This is a genomic window from Roseivirga sp. 4D4, from assembly GCF_001747095.1.
In the GTDB taxonomy this organism is placed as follows: domain Bacteria; phylum Bacteroidota; class Bacteroidia; order Cytophagales; family Cyclobacteriaceae; genus Roseivirga.
This window is the reverse complement of the sequence record NZ_MDGP01000001.1, coordinates 321,905-337,603: the sequence shown is the minus strand read 5'-3', so window position 1 is coordinate 337,603 and position 15,699 is coordinate 321,905. Positions and strand designations below refer to the sequence as shown.

Annotated in this window: 15 protein-coding genes; 10 read left to right on the top strand and 5 right to left on the bottom strand. The window is 42.0% G+C overall.

Going from position 1 to position 15,699, the window contains the following annotated elements; all coding sequences use genetic code 11:
* The first annotated feature begins 45 nt into the window (after window positions 1–45).
* The 3 genes from BFP97_RS01435 to BFP97_RS01425 are packed head-to-tail and all read left to right on the top strand — an operon-like array spanning window position 46 to window position 1,323.
* Complete coding sequence (locus tag BFP97_RS01435; protein WP_069840708.1) at window positions 46–459, top strand: DUF6855 family protein; 414 nt, start codon at window positions 46–48, stop codon at window positions 457–459.
* 5 nt (window positions 460–464) lie between these two features.
* Entirely contained in the window at window positions 465–983 is a 519-nt protein-coding gene (locus BFP97_RS01430) for a hypothetical protein (RefSeq protein ID WP_139135145.1), read from the top strand.
* A gap of 25 nt (window positions 984–1,008) precedes the next feature.
* Window positions 1,009–1,323 carry a DUF3784 domain-containing protein gene (locus tag BFP97_RS01425; RefSeq protein ID WP_083262370.1) on the top strand — a complete coding sequence of 105 codons (315 nt, stop codon included), beginning with the start codon at window positions 1,009–1,011 and terminating at the stop codon, window positions 1,321–1,323.
* 49 nt (window positions 1,324–1,372) lie between these two features.
* On the opposite strand, the gene BFP97_RS01420 is transcribed toward BFP97_RS01425, so the two are convergent.
* Entirely contained in the window at window positions 1,373–2,674 is a 1,302-nt protein-coding gene (locus tag BFP97_RS01420; RefSeq protein WP_069840706.1) for a phosphatidylserine decarboxylase, read from the bottom strand.
* Between the two features lie 169 nt (window positions 2,675–2,843).
* On the opposite strand from BFP97_RS01420, the gene BFP97_RS01415 reads away from it, so the two are divergent.
* Both BFP97_RS01415 and BFP97_RS01410 read left to right on the top strand, forming a co-directional pair.
* A complete protein-coding gene (locus BFP97_RS01415; RefSeq protein WP_069840705.1) occupies window positions 2,844–3,194 on the top strand; it encodes a hypothetical protein in 351 nt (116 codons plus the stop codon).
* 13 nt (window positions 3,195–3,207) lie between these two features.
* The gene (locus BFP97_RS01410; protein ID WP_069840704.1) at window positions 3,208–4,290 is read left to right on the top strand and encodes a cupin domain-containing protein; all 1,083 of its coding nucleotides are present in this window, start codon (window positions 3,208–3,210) and stop codon (window positions 4,288–4,290) included.
* Between the two features lie 10 nt (window positions 4,291–4,300).
* Here the strand turns inward: BFP97_RS01410 and BFP97_RS01405 are convergent, their stop codons facing one another.
* Entirely contained in the window at window positions 4,301–5,935 is a 1,635-nt protein-coding gene (locus BFP97_RS01405) for a B12-binding domain-containing radical SAM protein (protein WP_069840703.1), read from the bottom strand.
* 107 nt (window positions 5,936–6,042) lie between these two features.
* On the opposite strand from BFP97_RS01405, the gene BFP97_RS01400 reads away from it, so the two are divergent.
* The 3 genes from BFP97_RS01400 to BFP97_RS01390 all read left to right on the top strand — a co-directional run bounded on the left by BFP97_RS01400 (window position 6,043) and on the right by BFP97_RS01390 (window position 8,480).
* Window positions 6,043–7,026 (top strand): MBL fold metallo-hydrolase, encoded by a 984-nt coding sequence (locus BFP97_RS01400; protein ID WP_083262369.1) that lies wholly within the window; start codon window positions 6,043–6,045, stop codon window positions 7,024–7,026.
* Window positions 7,027–7,038: 12 nt separating this feature from the next.
* Window positions 7,039–7,362, top strand: coding sequence for a TraR/DksA family transcriptional regulator (locus BFP97_RS01395; protein ID WP_069840701.1), 324 nt, complete (start codon window positions 7,039–7,041; stop codon window positions 7,360–7,362).
* 80 nt (window positions 7,363–7,442) lie between these two features.
* The gene (locus tag BFP97_RS01390) at window positions 7,443–8,480 is read left to right on the top strand and encodes a fatty acid desaturase (protein WP_069840700.1); all 1,038 of its coding nucleotides are present in this window, start codon (window positions 7,443–7,445) and stop codon (window positions 8,478–8,480) included.
* A 6-nt stretch (window positions 8,481–8,486) separates the two neighbouring features.
* Here the strand turns inward: BFP97_RS01390 and BFP97_RS01385 are convergent, their stop codons facing one another.
* Together BFP97_RS01385 and BFP97_RS01380 are read right to left on the bottom strand one after the other, a co-directional pair.
* Entirely contained in the window at window positions 8,487–11,102 is a 2,616-nt protein-coding gene (locus tag BFP97_RS01385; protein WP_083262368.1) for an ABC transporter permease, read from the bottom strand.
* The gene (locus BFP97_RS01380; RefSeq protein WP_069840698.1) at window positions 11,099–11,437 is read right to left on the bottom strand and encodes a PadR family transcriptional regulator; all 339 of its coding nucleotides are present in this window, start codon (window positions 11,435–11,437) and stop codon (window positions 11,099–11,101) included. The genes BFP97_RS01385 and BFP97_RS01380 overlap by 4 nt, the downstream gene beginning before the upstream one ends.
* A gap of 255 nt (window positions 11,438–11,692) precedes the next feature.
* On the opposite strand from BFP97_RS01380, the gene BFP97_RS01375 reads away from it, so the two are divergent.
* Window positions 11,693–12,034, top strand: coding sequence for a GIY-YIG nuclease family protein (locus tag BFP97_RS01375; protein ID WP_069840697.1), 342 nt, complete (start codon window positions 11,693–11,695; stop codon window positions 12,032–12,034).
* A gap of 481 nt (window positions 12,035–12,515) precedes the next feature.
* Entirely contained in the window at window positions 12,516–13,091 is a 576-nt protein-coding gene (locus tag BFP97_RS01370; RefSeq protein WP_069840696.1) for an HD domain-containing protein, read from the top strand.
* 162 nt (window positions 13,092–13,253) lie between these two features.
* Here the strand turns inward: BFP97_RS01370 and BFP97_RS01365 are convergent, their stop codons facing one another.
* A complete protein-coding gene (locus tag BFP97_RS01365) occupies window positions 13,254–15,641 on the bottom strand; it encodes an ABC transporter permease (protein ID WP_069840695.1) in 2,388 nt (795 codons plus the stop codon).
* Between the last annotated feature and the right edge of the window lie 58 nt (window positions 15,642–15,699).

Here is a 15,699-nt window from a genome sequence, read left to right as displayed (position 1 = left end):
GTGTACTTAACCAGTCTATGATTAAGCAACACAACCCATAGAATTATGAACTACAGAGAAGCAATAGGAACAAAAGAGAACCCTCTGGTACTAAAGACGCCTCCGCAAAGCTCAGAGTACACCATGCATGTTGATGAAAAGGATGGTAAAGAGATTCTGGTATGTACAGTCAAGACAACCGTGCTACACTATGACATTCAATGCATCAATGATCTTCACAAGATGTTGAAGGCACATGGAGACTGGATGGAATTGGGAAGTAAAGATGAAAAGCAAGACACCAAGGAAGGAACAGTAGAACACTGGGGGCGTTCCCCTGAAAACCCAATTGGCGGCTGGTATGGCTTGAAAAAGAACTTTCGAGGAAGATTCGGTATGTATTTACCACCTTTAATGGAAGCCTTAGGCCTTGCTGAGGTGACTCACGAAAAGCGTGGCAACCAAATGAGAGCTATATAATATTAATGAGCAATTTTGAGCAAAGATTAACGGGTGGTCACCCTAATTCTTTGGGCAACACGGTAGAGGTTGTTGAAGAAGTGCTTTCGAATCCAACCCGATTCGAAGAGCTCTTTAACTGCTATTTCAGCAATGATGAGGTAGTTCGACTTCGAACTTCCAATGCGATGAAACGGATTTGCAAGGCTAAAAAAAGCATACTCATTCCTTACATCGATCGGTTCTTAAATGAAATATCAAGTATCGACCAAGCTTCAACTCAGTGGACCCTCGCGAGTCTTTTTCTATTGTTAGAGAAAGACATGTCCGAAGACCAAATAGCCAGTGCCAAGGAAATCATGAAACGAAATCTGGCATTTCATAATGACTGGATCGTACTCAATACAACCATTGATGCACTGGGTAAGTGGTCCAAGAAGGACAGTGCACTGAAGCAGTGGATTCTGCCTCATTTGACAAGATTATCAAAAGATTCACGAAAATCAGTATCCAAACGAGCAGCTAAGGAACTCTCTCGAATTTGATCCGCTGTTTGATTAAGTTTGTGCAATGATGATAATACTCATTGGTATCTTCTTTATAATTCTTGGTGCCCTTATTAAGTATGCACGCATGCATCACCTGATTGCTGGCTATAGTACCATGTCGGCAGAGGAGCAAGCGAAGTATGATATAGAGGGTATTGCCTCAGTGCTTAGAAATGGATTTTTCGGGATGGCCGTGTTGGTAGTCCTTATACCCCTCATTCCATTAGGACTCGATAAGTCTACCTCTGATTTTGTTAGCATCATGATATCCGTCTTTATCGGGGTTACTTACATTCTCATCAGAGTCAATTCAAAACAGTTCAGAAAAAAAGAATAGAAAAGCACTGCCAAGAACTGACAGTGCCTTACCCCTCATCTAAAAAGCCTCAACCGACTATGACAGCTGCTTCTCCATATTTAAAATGGAAAGGTGCGGCAGTTCCTTGAGCATTCGCCCATTCCTTGATAAATAATAATCTGTTTTGTGGTTGCTCAAACACCAAGATGATGTCAGAACCGCCAAAGGCGAAGTAGCCAAACTCGTCCCCCTTGGCCACAGTTTCACCCTCGTTCAACTCCATATGTACTGAAGAAACCTGTGCCATCCCTACAGGAACGATAGCCACTTTACCGATATCACCAGCAGGGCTGCCAGCCGTATCGACTATGATAACTCCCCTTGCTTGTGTGAACTCATAACCATCTTCTGAACCGTCAGGCGCATCAAACTGTCCATTATCAAGTACAACATCCAAGAACACATTACCCGCTACTGCCTGAGAATCGATTACCTTTCCCGCTACTGGTACATGAAAGCGATGGTAGTCAAACGGACTTAAAAAATAGTGCACGAACGTTCCTCCATTGAATGCACTTGCATATTGGCTCTTATTCAACAATTCACTAATACTTCCTAGTGTATGCGTGTGCTTTAACGTGATTCCAGCAGTCCCCTGCCCTTCTTCTATCACATTTCCACTCGCATCAATATTATAGATAGCCTTAAATGTACAGTCAGCAGGCGCACAAACTACTGTATTGTCGTTTGGGCATGCAATCGGACGCATAGGGGTCAAATCTGTTTTACTGTCATTCAACTGTCGATAGAAGAAGTCATTGAAAGTTGTCCAACCTGAAATGTAGTCTGACGAGTCCTGTAAGTTGTACATTGGATCGTCTTCGAAAGACTTCAAGGTTTCCGATGTCAATGATGCCGGAGTGTTGAGGAAATTGCCCCAGGCCTTGGCATAGTTATCCAGCCAATGCTCAAACTTGAAATCGTTGACCTCACTCTCGTAGTTCTGCAAGACGATTTCTTGTCCATTCACCGTTATGTTTTGGTCGATCAACCAGTAAAAATGACATAGTCGATCATATATTTCTTGGCTGTATCCGTTTTTCTCATCAGTGTTATTCCAGGCTGTGTAACCCGGAACTTGATTCTCGCTCGGGATAACTTCGGCAAAGGATGTTAGGTAATCATAGTAGTCATTCGCATTTGTCGGCCAGCCATTGCCATCGTATAATTCATTCAGCGCCTCATAAAGATCAGCATTCAACTGACCATTTTTAGCACCGGTATTGGCAAGGACTAATGACTCTTTCAAGGCGACAGCCAATACTTCGTCTTTGGCTATTTGTACCTTTAATACTTCAATGATTTCGGCAGATGTGATCTCTCTTTCCATAGTTTAGGTTTTTACTGTGTGTTTTGTGAGTAGCGCTGAATAGCTGGCTTATCACAGGTATGAAGTTACGATCGAGCGACCGTTTTTATTCAGCCAAATCGCAAAGTAGCTGAAAACCACCAGCAAGATTCTCCTTGTATCATTGACGGATAAGACTCAATTTTAGACTATGAAACACTTTGATTTAGATCAGAAAAGATTTGTCACAGCCGAAAACAAAAGTGGTCTTGCTTCCCACGAAACAGTATTTGAATATCAACAGAATGGCGAAACCATTACTGGAAGTTACCAAGGCGGATTGATCAAAATTGGTCATATCGTAGGAAAGCAGGTAAATGCAGACACCATAGCGTTATTATATCATTGCATTACAAACGAAGGAGCACTCATGGCAGGAGAATCAACTGGAAAGCTCAGTATGAAAGGAGAACTAATACAGATTAATTTCGACTGGAACTGGCTTAACGGTGACCGATCGGGAGGAAAATCCGAGTATATTGAAGTAATCTCTCAGGCCTAAAAGCTACTGCATAATGATCACGCCCCAAGAAACTGATCGAGCCCAGGTCTTAATACCAACTAAGGACCTCACACTTGAAATGGAGTTCTTTGAGCAGTTGGGTTTCAAACTGATCAACATCTTCCCCGATGACAATCCTGAGGTAGCTGTGATGTCGGGTTTTGGCATTCAGGTTAGGATAGATAAGTCTTCAAAAGTCACAACTCCTGCCATCCACATCCTATCCGATAGTCCGGAACTTATTCTTGGGACTGAAAATCAATTATCATCCCCAAGTGGCACTGTGATTACTGTTGGCCCCAAAACCTATCAGGTCCCGAAGCCAGTTACCAGACACAAGTTCGAAGTCCGACAATTGAGAGATCAGGTACCTTGGGTAATAGGTCGTGCTGGAATGCAATACCGAGATTTAGTTCCGGACCGACTGGGAGGTGGCATCATGGCTTCCCACATTCGCATACCCAAAGGCGGACCCGTTCCAGACATGGTACATTACCATACCATAGGTTTTCAATTAATCTACTGCTATCGGGGCTGGGTCAAACTGGTTTATGAAGATCAAGGCCCTCCATTTATCCTTAAGGCGGGCGACTGTGTGACACAACCCCCTGAAATAAGACATCGAGTACTTGAAGCTTCTGACAATTTAGAGGTCATTGAAATAGGTGTACCGGCAGAACATATGACTACGATTGACCATGAAATGGAATTACCGACCGATCACTTTCGACCCGAGAGAGAATTCGGAGGACAGACATTTTGCCACCATAAAGCTGATGAAGCCAATTGGCAGACTGATGTGGATAAGAACATGAGGTTTCATGACACGGGCATTCTTCTGGCAACAAAGGGAGTGGCCTCAGTCAAAGTCTTCAGCAGGGAAAACTCTTCATCTGAATCCCAAACCATTAATCATCAAGCCGATATCCTCTTCAATTTTGTTACCGAAGGAGAGGTGAAACTAAAGGCCGAAGGACAATCAATTCATCAACTTGAAAAAGGTGATGCTTTTGTTATTCCTCCAAATTTAGATTATCAGCTAACGGATTACTCGAAAGACCTAGAACTTCTGGAAGTCTCACTTCCTGGAGTATGATGGTGGAGTTCTAACTCGCTTTATACCACTTCACATCTTCCTGTAAATCTTCTGACAGTTCTATCTGAGGATCTAGCACCTGCACTTTACCTGCCAGTCTCATAGCTAGTTGCTCTTCAATCTCTTTCTTCACCAGCTTGCGATAAGGCAAGAAGTGTAGAAGGAATGCCGAGAAGGAGAAGAAATTACCAATCCCGCCTCTATTATGCTTGTACATGCCATAGAGGTACTTCCAGAACACTGATCGAGACTCATAATAGAACCCAAGTTTCCAAACCATTTTCAAACCGAAGAGGATGCCTCGGTAGTCAAAATCTGTTTTATGCTGATTCCTTAGTTTATGTCGCAATTCCGGATCGCTGTGTACCTTCGCCTGACCTACCATCATAAAGTGGTCATATACTCTTTTGAGGTAATTCTTAGGGTCATAAAGGTTCCAAAAGGCCTCCACATATTCCTCAGCGATATCTTCGATCGGTCTTGAAGGCACAAAGTTCAACAAAGTTGTTTGGTTTAGGTTTGCATCATCTAAAAGCCTCCCCTCCTTTTTTAGTCTATCCCAAAGTGCTGTATTCGGCAATGCCTGCAACATACTAAAGGTTACCCCTGGTATTGCATTTTCCATCGCAAAATCATAGACTCTTCCTCCGGCTCCTTTCTTCTCATCATCAAAGCCAATAATGAATCCAGCCATAATTCTTAAGCCTGCTTTAGCGATCTTCTCCAATGATTCGTTCATTGGTCGCCTGTTGTTCTGATGCTTCAATGTCAGCTTTAAACTATCGGTATCCGGGGTTTCTATACCGATGAATACCGTAGAAAACTTACTCATCACCATCAGGTTAAGAAGTTCATCATCCTGGGCCATGTCGATTGAGGCCTCTGTGGTAAAACTGAATGGGTAGCCATTCGCAGTCTGCCAGTCGACCAGCTTCTCTAAGAATGGTTTAACGGTTCGTTTATTTCCAATGAAATTATCATCCACAAAGAAAATCCCACCGGACCAACCCAATTCTCTCAGGGCATCAAGTTCTAATTGTACTTGACTGAAAGTCTTCGTCCTTGGTTTTCGACCATAAAGCACGATGATATCACAGAACTCACATTGAAAAGGGCAGCCTCTAGAATACTGAATCGCCATTAAGAAGTAGGCATCCATATCCAATAGATCAAAGCGAGGTACAGGGCTCAGAGTTACATCCGGCTTATCTTTAGATCTGAAAATTCCATTCGTCTCTCCTCTTTCCAGCGCCTGCACAAATAGGTTAATGGTATATTCACCTTCATCCAAGACCAAAAAATCAGCTCCTGCATCGAGCATATCATTGGGAAGAGATGTAGCATAGGGTCCACCCACAGCAACTGGCTTGTTTCTAGTTTTCGCTTCTTGAATCAAGCCCATAAAGTCTTCCTTTTGAGCGATCATTCCTGAGAACATGACCATATCGGCCCATTCCCAATCAGATTCTGTTACTGGTTCTATGTTTTTATCGATAAGCCGGAATTCCCATTTCTGTGGTAAAAGTGCAGCAACAGTAATGAGACCAAGAGGTGGCATAAATGCCTTTTTACCTATGCCCTGAACTGCTTTTTCGAAGGACCAAAAGCTAGTCGGAAAAATTGGATAGATTAATAGTACTTTCATGTTGAATTTTGGTTCCTATTAATATAAGTACTTTTCAAAGATTTAAAAGACTTTACAACAGGACAAAGTATTTCGAAGCGCAACCCAACAAGCCCCTAACCCTCGTAATGAACAGGTACTTCAAACCACTACTATTGATCTCCTGCCTAGTGTTAATGACTGGTAATGAATTGTTTAGCCAGGAAGCAGACTGGTGTAACCAATTACCTCGAGAACAATTTTCCCGGTTGCAAGAAATTAGCACATCGAGCGATTGGTTTAAAGTTTATCTAGTTGATCAGGATGTATTCGCCATTGCTGAACCTTATAATTTTCAAGAGGTGATTTCCTATTTGATTCTAGGTGATGAAAGGGCCTTACTTTTTGACACCGGCATGGGAATGCAATCCATAAAATCAGTGGTAGATGAATTGACCTCCCTGCCCGTGATTGTTATGAACTCTCATACCCACTACGATCACATTGGGGGTAATTATGAGTTTGACAACATTCTCGCCATGAATACCCAGTACACGATTGGCCGATCGGAAAATGGAATGGATCACTCCGTGGTGAGCCATGAGGTGGCACAAGGAGCAATTTGCCTTGAAAAGGCCAAGACTCTTGATACGGCTTCTTATGACATCAAGCCATTTAAAATATCGAAACTCATTACCCATGAACACATTATTGATCTGGGTAATAGAAAGTTAGAGGTGATTTCTTCTCCTGGCCATACACCCGATGCCGTAGTACTCATAGATAAGGAGAATGGACTGATGTGGACTGGTGATTCTTTTTATGAAGGGCCAATTTGGTTGTTTGACCCTGAAACTGACCTTGTCTTATATCAGCAAAGTGTTGAACGTATTTATAAAAAAAGTAAGGGCCTGAAAAAGGTCTTTACTGCCCACAACACCCCAGTGGCTGATCCTATGCGCTTGAAGCAATTGAGAGATGCTTTTACGCAAATTATGGATGGAAAGAAATCTCCTAAGGCCACAGAAGATTCAGAACATGTGAGCGATGAGGCTGTTGCTTTTGAGTTTGAACACTTCTCTTTCTTTATCAGAAGAGATCGACTTGAAGAAAGCGGCATCATCAAAAGATAATTAAATTGTAGTATGGGATCGGCTGAGTTGAAGCATCAAATTGAAGAAGAGATCAAGCGTACGGAGGCACTGGTGACCGAGTATAAAGAGATGTCTCAACCGGTATCACCAGATGATGCCATCGGAAGAATTTCAAGGATGGATGCGATTAATAACAAAAGCGTTACTGAAGCTGCACTTCGTCAAGCCGAAAACAAATTAGCGTCCCTTAAAAGTGTTATTTCCAATATCGATAGCCCTGATTTCGGCATATGTGTGAGTTGCAAACAGCCCATACCTATAGGTCGAATTCTCATACGCCCAGAAAGCCAACGATGTGTGAATTGTGCTCGTTGACACCTTTTATCAAAATCGATCGTTCTAGATTCGATAAATCATTTTAAACAAATAGCTTTGCAAAAGATTTCAGGAGGTATATGAAGCCAGCTACCGCAGAAAAAATAGTCTTAAGTAAGGAAAAGATACAAAGCCTTAAAAAGTATACACAAGAGCACAAAACTAAGGCTACCATTCAAATCATTAATTCATTTGGGCCTTTTATCGGCATATGGATATTGATGTACCTAAGCTTGGATATTAGCTACTGGATAACCCTTGGTCTGGGTGTTGTGAATGCTTTTTTCCTTGTTAGAATTTTTATCATTCAACATGACTGTGGACATCAATCTTTTGTGAAAAACAGGAAAGCCCAGAAGATCATAGGCCATATCTGCAGTTACATTTCAGCCATTCCTTTCAGCTATTGGGCAAAATCACACAGTGTTCACCACAAGTTAAATGGACAACTCGAATTGAGGGACATCGGTGACGTAACTACTTATACCGTAGCGGAATACAAGGAATTCAGTAAGGGCAAAAGGCTAGGATATCGCATTTATCGGTCGCCTATCGTGATGTTCTTGCTCGGCCCCATCTACTACATCTTTATTCACAACAGGATTGCAAAGATCCAAATGCCGGCCTTTCAGAAATTGAAAGGAAGTGTGATTGTAAGCAACCTTGTACTATTGGGACTATTTGCACTGCTAGGTTTCACCCTGGGTTGGCAAAAGTTTCTGCTGGTTCATATTACCACTTTGACACTTTTCGCCATCATCGCCATATGGTTTTTCTATGTTCAGCATCAACACGAGCATGGCTATAAACAGTGGAAAGAGAACTGGGACTATATAACGTCTGCCCTTAAAGGAAGCACTTATTACAAGGTTCCAAAACTCTTCAATTGGCTAACCGGCAATATCGGAATTCATCATGTTCACCATTTGAACCCAGCCATCCCAAATTATAATCTTCAACAGTGCATTAAAGAGAATCCATGGCTCAATCAATTTCCTACCATCATTGGTTTTAGAGAAAGCCTGACATTGATGTCGAACAAACTCTGGGATGAGACTCAGCAGCGCATGATTAGCTTCCGTGAGTACTATCGTATGGAGAAGATGGGCTTGGTTTAAGCACCGTTAATCATCCCTCAAGGCATTTACCGGATTACTAACCGCTGCACTGTAAGTTCGGTAACCTATGGTTATAGCCGCCACCAATACCATCAGCAATAAGCTTATTACAAAAGTCATGGCACCAATCTCTATGTGGTAGGCAAAACCATCAAGCCACTCATTCATGATATAGTAAGCCACTGGGCCTGCAACTAAGAATGCCAAGAGTAAGAGCTTTGTAAAGTCCTTGGCCAAGAGCCCCAAAATACTACCTGTACCAGCTCCTAGAATCTTGCGTACGCCAAGTTCCTTTGTCTTTCGCTCTACCTTATGTGTGGCCAGTCCATAAAGACCAAGGCAAGCAATGACAATGGTTATAAGTGTCAACCAAAGGGATAATTTAGAGGTCTTTTTATCCTGCTCGTAAGCTCGATCATAGATGTCTTCAAAGAGCCTATACTCAAATGGGTAGACCGGTGAAAAACTATCATATACTTCTTCAATCCTAACCAATGTCTCATAAAGGTCTGCTTCGATTTTAACCGCGAGGGTTGCATAATTTCCGCTAAGAATGATTTGAAGAGGTTCGATCTCCTCTCTGAGTGACTTGATATGAAAGTCTTTTACTACTCCGATTACGGTCGATTTGATACCCGACTGTGTGATCATTTCACGACCGATTGGATTTTCCCATCCCAATTTTCTAACAGCTGTCTCGTTCAGTAGAATTGACTTCCTGTCTGTTCTGATCTCTTTGTCAAACGATCGGCCTTCGATGACTTCAATATCATAAAGATCAAAGAAATCATGGGTTACTCCGACCATGTACATGGGTAGTCTTTCAGCATCTGAAATACCGGTCCAGTTGGCTTGAGTATTCGAAGTCACATTGGTTGGTAATGACCAAGATGTAGCAACCGTAGATACCCCCGACACTTTCCTGATTTCCTCCATGTATTCATCCAGTCTATCATCAACAGCATCGTCTCTAGTGCTTAAAACCACTATTTTATCTCTGGAATAGCCCGTGTCTTTATTGTCAATATAACTGAGTTGCCCTCCTAATATTAGGGCTCCAATGATCAGTACAAACGAGGCGGCAAACTGAAATACCACCAAGAAGTTCCTGACAATTCCTCCTCCCTTCTTGCCAACAATCCCTCTTCCATATAATGCATTAATGGGTTGAAAGTTTGTAGTAACAAAAGCTGGATAGATGCCAGAAACTAGCGTAATCACAAGACCAAGTGCAATAATAAAAACCCACAGGTTCAATTGCTGAAACTTGAGGGTCAAAGGTCTGTCTACAAAATTGGCTAAGGCAGGCAGCACGAGACCTGTAATCACTACAGCCAAAAACAATGATAAAAACACCAGAAGACCGGATTCCATCAGAAGTTGTAAGACAATATTGCTTCGTTTTGCACCAATCACCTTTCTAATCCCCACTTCTTTCATTCTGACAATAGACCGGGCGGTTGCCAGATTGATGTAGTTAATACATGCCATGCCAAGAATTATCCCAGCGATAATAATGAACATGTTCAAACGCTTACCATCTACTGGTGTACCCAGACTACCTAATACCTTTTGATCAAAGTGTACGTCAGTGAATGGCTGTAAAAAATAAGTTGTACTCTGCCCATCAGCATCTAAGGGATCATTGGCATATTTTGCTCGAATGGCAGGAAGTTGAGACTCCAGATATTCGGCATCGGTTCCTGGTTCAATTCGAATGTAAGTATAAAAGGGGTTGTTGTCCCATAAGGTCATGTTCTGTTCAAAAGCCTGCATGACACTCTCCAACTGAACCATTACCTCCATTTTAAAATGAGAGTTTTCTGGCATGTCCTTAAAAACACCTGAAACCTTCATCGGAAGTTGACCATTGAAAGTAATGGTCTCTCCCACTACATCAATCGTATTGAAATATTTCAATGCCACCGTCTCTGATAAAGCGACAGTGAAGGGTTCGTTTAAAAACTCATCCAAATTACCACTGACCGGTTCAAAACTGAAGATTTTGAAAATATCAGGATCTACTGGATGAACAATGGGCTCAATGAATTTCTCAGAATTCGCTTCCATCAAAATCTTCCTATAACTCATGGCTCTTGCCGCACCAATGATTTGTGGAAACTCTGATTTCAGCGTATTTGCAAGAGGCGCAGGAGTACCGGAATCACGATATTCAGGGTCATCTATCGTATTTAGACTTTTGTATACACGATAAATATCTTCTGACCGATCGTGGTGCGTATCGTAGCTGAACTCATACGATGTATATGCAAGAGTGAGCAAGAAAATGACCAGAGCAGAACTCAGACCTAAGATGTTTACGAAACTGTTTCCCTTGTGCTTTCTAAGGTTACGAAGCGAAACGATGATGTTGTTTTTTAGCATTGCTATTGAGTTAATTGAGTATTGACTTTTTCCTTTGAAATAAAGGTGATAGACCACGCCAAGGGCCTCTTTGGTATACAACCATTGTGCCCTTGCTTTACCTTTTATTTCTATGTTGTTATGATATATTTCTTCCATGTCCCAAAGGGCCGTACTGAGGTAGTCATAGGAGCAAAAGCTCCTAAGTAACCACTCTCCAAACCTTGGAGGCCGACTATGGATGTTTCCGTGACTCATATATCAAGCCACTTAATCTTGTTTGCAGGCAAACGATCGAAGAGCTCATTTCTCATGGCACGAACCTCATTAAGCGCTTTCACCCCTTCTTTAGTAATATCAAAGTATTGCTTTCTTCTCCCCCCTCTTTCTTCGGTAATTCCTCCTACGCGTGAGTTAACCCATTTCTTTTCTTCGAGCCGCTGCAAAGCTGCATATAGTGCCCCCAGACTAATATTCTTCTTCATATTCGCCTCAAGTTCAGCCTTGATGGTAACCCCGTAAGCATTATCTTGAAGCACACCCACTGTGAGTAGAACCATCTCCTCGAATGCACCTAGTGTCAGCTTTTTCATTTGTTCTCTTTTTGGTAATTAACTCCAATAATAAGAATTAGTTTCTAAAAAGAGAGGAAATCTTTGGAATTTTTAAGCATCGAGTCCACTGAAGTATTTAGTGATCTCTGGTCAAACTGAAAAACATATTGATCACATTTCAATTGGCCGGCTCTCAGGAATTGGCTTTTTTTATGTCTTACCCTCTCTCCTTCCATTCCTGAACGTAGTGAAGGATCTAAAGCACTTTATTCAGTATCTTGAATCAAAAAGCACATGGATTCCAGAGAATACTACGTCTATATAACTACCAACAAAACGAAGACGGTTTTATATACAGGTCGCACTGACAACCTAATGCAGAGAATCACAGAGCATTGGCTAAACAGAGGTAAACCTGAGACTTTTGCTGGCAAGTATCATTGCTACAACCTCTTGTACTTTGAACATTCGAAATATGTACTGAATACCATTGCAAGAGAAAAAGAAATCAAGGGTTGGGTAAGATCAAAAAAGGAAAAATTGATAAGGGAGTTTAATCCTAATTGGGACTTTCTTAACTCAGAAATAATGGAATGGCCGCCATCAGATGCCTTCCACAGAGGAGACTTTGTATGACGTAGACTCTTCGCTGCGCTCAGAGAAAGAAGGCAAATCACTCTAGAAATTAAGCACCATACTTCTGTTCCTGAATGTAGTGAAGGATCTAATTTTTTTCAACGATTGGACAGTTATTTAGCAATACCCAAAGCCTCTTTCAAGTGGACGACACAACCGATGCTAGCAGGCTCTTCCTTGCACTCAGAGAAAGAAGCATTGTGATTTCCCTTGGATAGCAACACATTTTCGCCCATATCCTCTTCCTGAACGCTAGTGAAAGATCTATGAGGAGTCAACCTCTAAAATATATCTAACTAATCATCGATAATTTATTAGACTCTTCGCTACGCTCAGAGAAGGAAGATCTGCGCTATCCTTTAAATCAAGCCCTCTTCCATTCCTGAACATCAGTGAAGGACCCTAGAAAAAGGCTAAGTATTAATCAAATTCAAAACATTCTATAACTTCGCTCCCATTACAATGAAAGTTACTCTCAATCATGGCAGATACTGATTTCGAAAAACAAATTTCCTTTATTAAGGAGATTGATAAGCTCAAATATATCGAGCGTAAAACCTCTCTTTTCAATAGCGATCGACATGAAAACGATGCGGAACATAGTTGGCATTTGGCCATGATGGCCCTGGTGATGTCAAATCAAAGCAATGAGCAGGTAGATTTACTCAAAGTGATCAAAATGCTCCTAATTCACGATATCGTGGAGATCGATGCAGGAGACACTTTCCTTTTCGATACCAAGAAAAACCATGATAATACTGAAGAGGAATTAAAGGCTGCAAAGAGAATTTTTGGTCTACTTCCTGAAGAGCAAGCTGAAGAATTAATCGCGATTTGGGAAGAATTTGAAGCTACTGAAACAGCCGAGGCGAAGTTTGCCAAGGCCATGGACAGGCTCGCTCCGATGATGCAGAATGCCTCAAATGATGGAGGCACCTGGAGAGAATTCGATGTGCCTTACGAAACAGTAATCGACAAGAAGAAAAAGATCAAAGAAGGATCAGCAATTGCCTGGGACTATGCCAAAGGGCTTGTTGACGATTTCTATCAGAAGTGAGCTTCTAGCTTCTAGCTTCTAGCTTCTAGCTTCTAGCTTCTAGCTTCTAGCTTCTAGCTTCTAGCTTCTAGCGAACGGAACGAATTTGGACTTAGCAAGATTTTGCCATCCCCAATACCCAATACCCAATACCCAATACCCAATACCCAATACCCAAATTAATCACTCCTCTCTTAGCGCCTCAACAGGATTCCTTACTGCAGCGCGATAGGTTCTGTACCCAACCGTTAAACCAGCAACAACTGCCATCATCAAAAGCGCCAATATGAATGTCAGGATATTAATGTTCGTATGATAGGCAAAACCATCGAGCCAACCCTCCATTACGAAGTAGGCTATCGGGGCTGCAATACAAAAAGCGATCAGCAAGAGCAAACCAAAATCTCTTGACAGGAGTAAAAGGATTCTCCCTACTGAAGCGCCTAAAACCTTTCGGACTCCAACTTCCTTAATACGATGCTGCACTCTGTGTGCGGCCAAGCCATATAGACCAAGGCAAGCGATAAGAATAGCCAAACCTGTAAACCAATTGGCCAATTCTGCTGTCTTCATCTCACTGAGATAGGCCCTATCGAAAATATCATCGAAGAAATTATATTCAAAAGGATAGACCGTGTTAAGTCCAGCGTAAACCTCCTCAATGGCGGCAATCGTCTCATTCATATTGGTACCTTCAATTTTGATGGACACATTGTACTGCCCTGCCCTATGAAAGATTCGAATGGGTTCTATCTCCAGATGCACCGAGTGTGCATGAAAATCTTTTAGTACACCCACAACAGTTCCTGTATCTCCAAACCAGCGCATCATTTGCATACCAATGGGTTCTTCCCAACCCAAGGCTTTTACAGCAGATTCGTTGATGAGTACTGCCTTCTCATCTGAAGGTATTGATAGATCAAAATTTCGACCTTCCACAATTTCTAGGTCATATAGATCAACAAATTCATCGTCTGCCACATTGGTATAAAGCACGACTCTCTCATCCTTTTTCCGCCCTACCCAATTCACAGTACCATTTGAGCTGATATTGTTGGGCAATGAATTGGACGAGGTCACATGCTTGACCCCGGGTATTTTCTTCAATTCATCCTTGAATACCTCTACTCTATTTCTGATACCGTCTCCGCGCTCTCGAATACCCATTACTATGACCTGATCACGACTATAGCCCGTATCCAAGTTTTGAATGAAATTGAGTTGTTTGGTCAAGACGGATGCGCTCAATATCAAGGCACAGGAGATGGCAAACTGGAATACCACCAATACATTTCTGAATACGGCATTTCCCTTTGCAGCTCGCCCCTTTCCTTTTAAGGCAGCGATCGGCTTAAACCTGGACAACATAAGCGCAGGATAAATGCCCGACAGTAAAGTCATACCAATGCCTACTACACCGAGCAATATCCATAATTCTGGGGCGGTGAAGTCCATACCGATTTCCTTGTCAATGAAAACGGAGAATGCCGGCAAAATCATCAACAAGACTAGAACAGAAAGTAGAACAGAAACAAAAACTAAAACAGCTGACTCGATCATAAAACGGATCATCAAATCAGATTTGAGCGCTCCGATCACCTTCCTAATCCCAATCTCTTTGGTCATGTTGATCGCCCGAGCAGTAGCCAGGTTAACATAGTTGATGCCAGCAATTATGAGAATCATAAATGCGATTCCGATATAGATGTAAAGGGCCTGTGCATCGGCATTTGGTGCAATATCAAAGTTGACGTCCTTGGTAAAGTGCATATCCCCCAGGGCTTGCAGATAATAGATGGACTCCTGACCATCTTCATCTATCGGATCATCGGCATACTTGGCTCTTAGTTCTGGCAGTCGCGCTTCTAAAGCCGATGCATCGGTACCTTCATTAAGCAATACAAAAGCATAAAAATTACTGTTTTGCCAGTTATCCATTCTGCGATTATCAGCGGTTAGAATGCCTTCTAGGTTGATTGCTATATCAATTACAAAATGGGAGTTCTTCGGCATTTCCTTGAATACTCCAGAAATCTGAAGTGGCAATTCATCCCTGAACTTGATGGTCTCGCCTATCACATCGGTTCTACCAAAGTATTTCATAGCGATGACTTCGGAAATGGCTACATCATTAAGGCCTTTGAGAATGGTGGCTTCGTCACCCTGTGTCACTTCAATATCCAATATTTGGAATACCGTGGGGTCGACAGCATGGATAGATGGCTCCAGATACACCTCATTTGCAGCTCGAATGACCGTGTTTCCATATGAATCTATCCTAAAAAAGTCCTCTACCTGCGGATAGTCATCCTTCATGGCAGGAGCCAAAGGAGTGGGTACTACGGCATACTTATTCGAACCTTTATAGAAGTTTCCATTATCCTCTTTGTAGATGCGGTAGATTCTATCAGCCTTTGAATGATACTTATCATAGCTGAACTCCTGCTGAGTATAGAGGGTAATGAGAAGAAATACGACAAGACCTGAGGTTAGACCTAATAGATTAAGGATCGCATAAGACTTGTTCTTGAAGAGTGACCTGAGGATGGTTCTGATGTTGTTGAATAGCATGGAAGGTTGAGTTTTTGATGCTTAAAAGACACTGCTTTTAAAAGACGGTTGCATCACA

Bases quoted from the DNA above. Each gene is read 5' to 3' on its own strand.
- BFP97_RS01425 (WP_083262370.1), top strand. From the start codon at position 1,009: ATGATGATAATACTCATTGGTATCTTCTTTATAATTCTTGGTGCCCTT.
- BFP97_RS01400 (WP_083262369.1), top strand. From the start codon at position 6,043: ATGAACAGGTACTTCAAACCACTACTATTGATCTCCTGCCTAGTGTTA.
- BFP97_RS01375 (WP_069840697.1), top strand. From the start codon at position 11,693: ATGGATTCCAGAGAATACTACGTCTATATAACTACCAACAAAACGAAG.
- BFP97_RS01385 (WP_083262368.1), bottom strand. From the start codon at position 11,102: ATGAGTCACGGAAACATCCATAGTCGGCCTCCAAGGTTTGGAGAGTGG.
- BFP97_RS01435 (WP_069840708.1), top strand. From the start codon at position 46: ATGAACTACAGAGAAGCAATAGGAACAAAAGAGAACCCTCTGGTACTA.
- BFP97_RS01365 (WP_069840695.1), bottom strand. From the start codon at position 15,641: ATGCTATTCAACAACATCAGAACCATCCTCAGGTCACTCTTCAAGAAC.
- BFP97_RS01415 (WP_069840705.1), top strand. From the start codon at position 2,844: ATGAAACACTTTGATTTAGATCAGAAAAGATTTGTCACAGCCGAAAAC.
- BFP97_RS01380 (WP_069840698.1), bottom strand. From the start codon at position 11,437: ATGAAAAAGCTGACACTAGGTGCATTCGAGGAGATGGTTCTACTCACA.
- BFP97_RS01430 (WP_139135145.1), top strand. From the start codon at position 465: ATGAGCAATTTTGAGCAAAGATTAACGGGTGGTCACCCTAATTCTTTG.
- BFP97_RS01395 (WP_069840701.1), top strand. From the start codon at position 7,039: ATGGGATCGGCTGAGTTGAAGCATCAAATTGAAGAAGAGATCAAGCGT.
- BFP97_RS01405 (WP_069840703.1), bottom strand. From the start codon at position 5,935: ATGAAAGTACTATTAATCTATCCAATTTTTCCGACTAGCTTTTGGTCC.
- BFP97_RS01370 (WP_069840696.1), top strand. From the start codon at position 12,516: ATGGCAGATACTGATTTCGAAAAACAAATTTCCTTTATTAAGGAGATT.
- BFP97_RS01410 (WP_069840704.1), top strand. From the start codon at position 3,208: ATGATCACGCCCCAAGAAACTGATCGAGCCCAGGTCTTAATACCAACT.
- BFP97_RS01420 (WP_069840706.1), bottom strand. From the start codon at position 2,674: ATGGAAAGAGAGATCACATCTGCCGAAATCATTGAAGTATTAAAGGTA.
- BFP97_RS01390 (WP_069840700.1), top strand. From the start codon at position 7,443: ATGAAGCCAGCTACCGCAGAAAAAATAGTCTTAAGTAAGGAAAAGATA.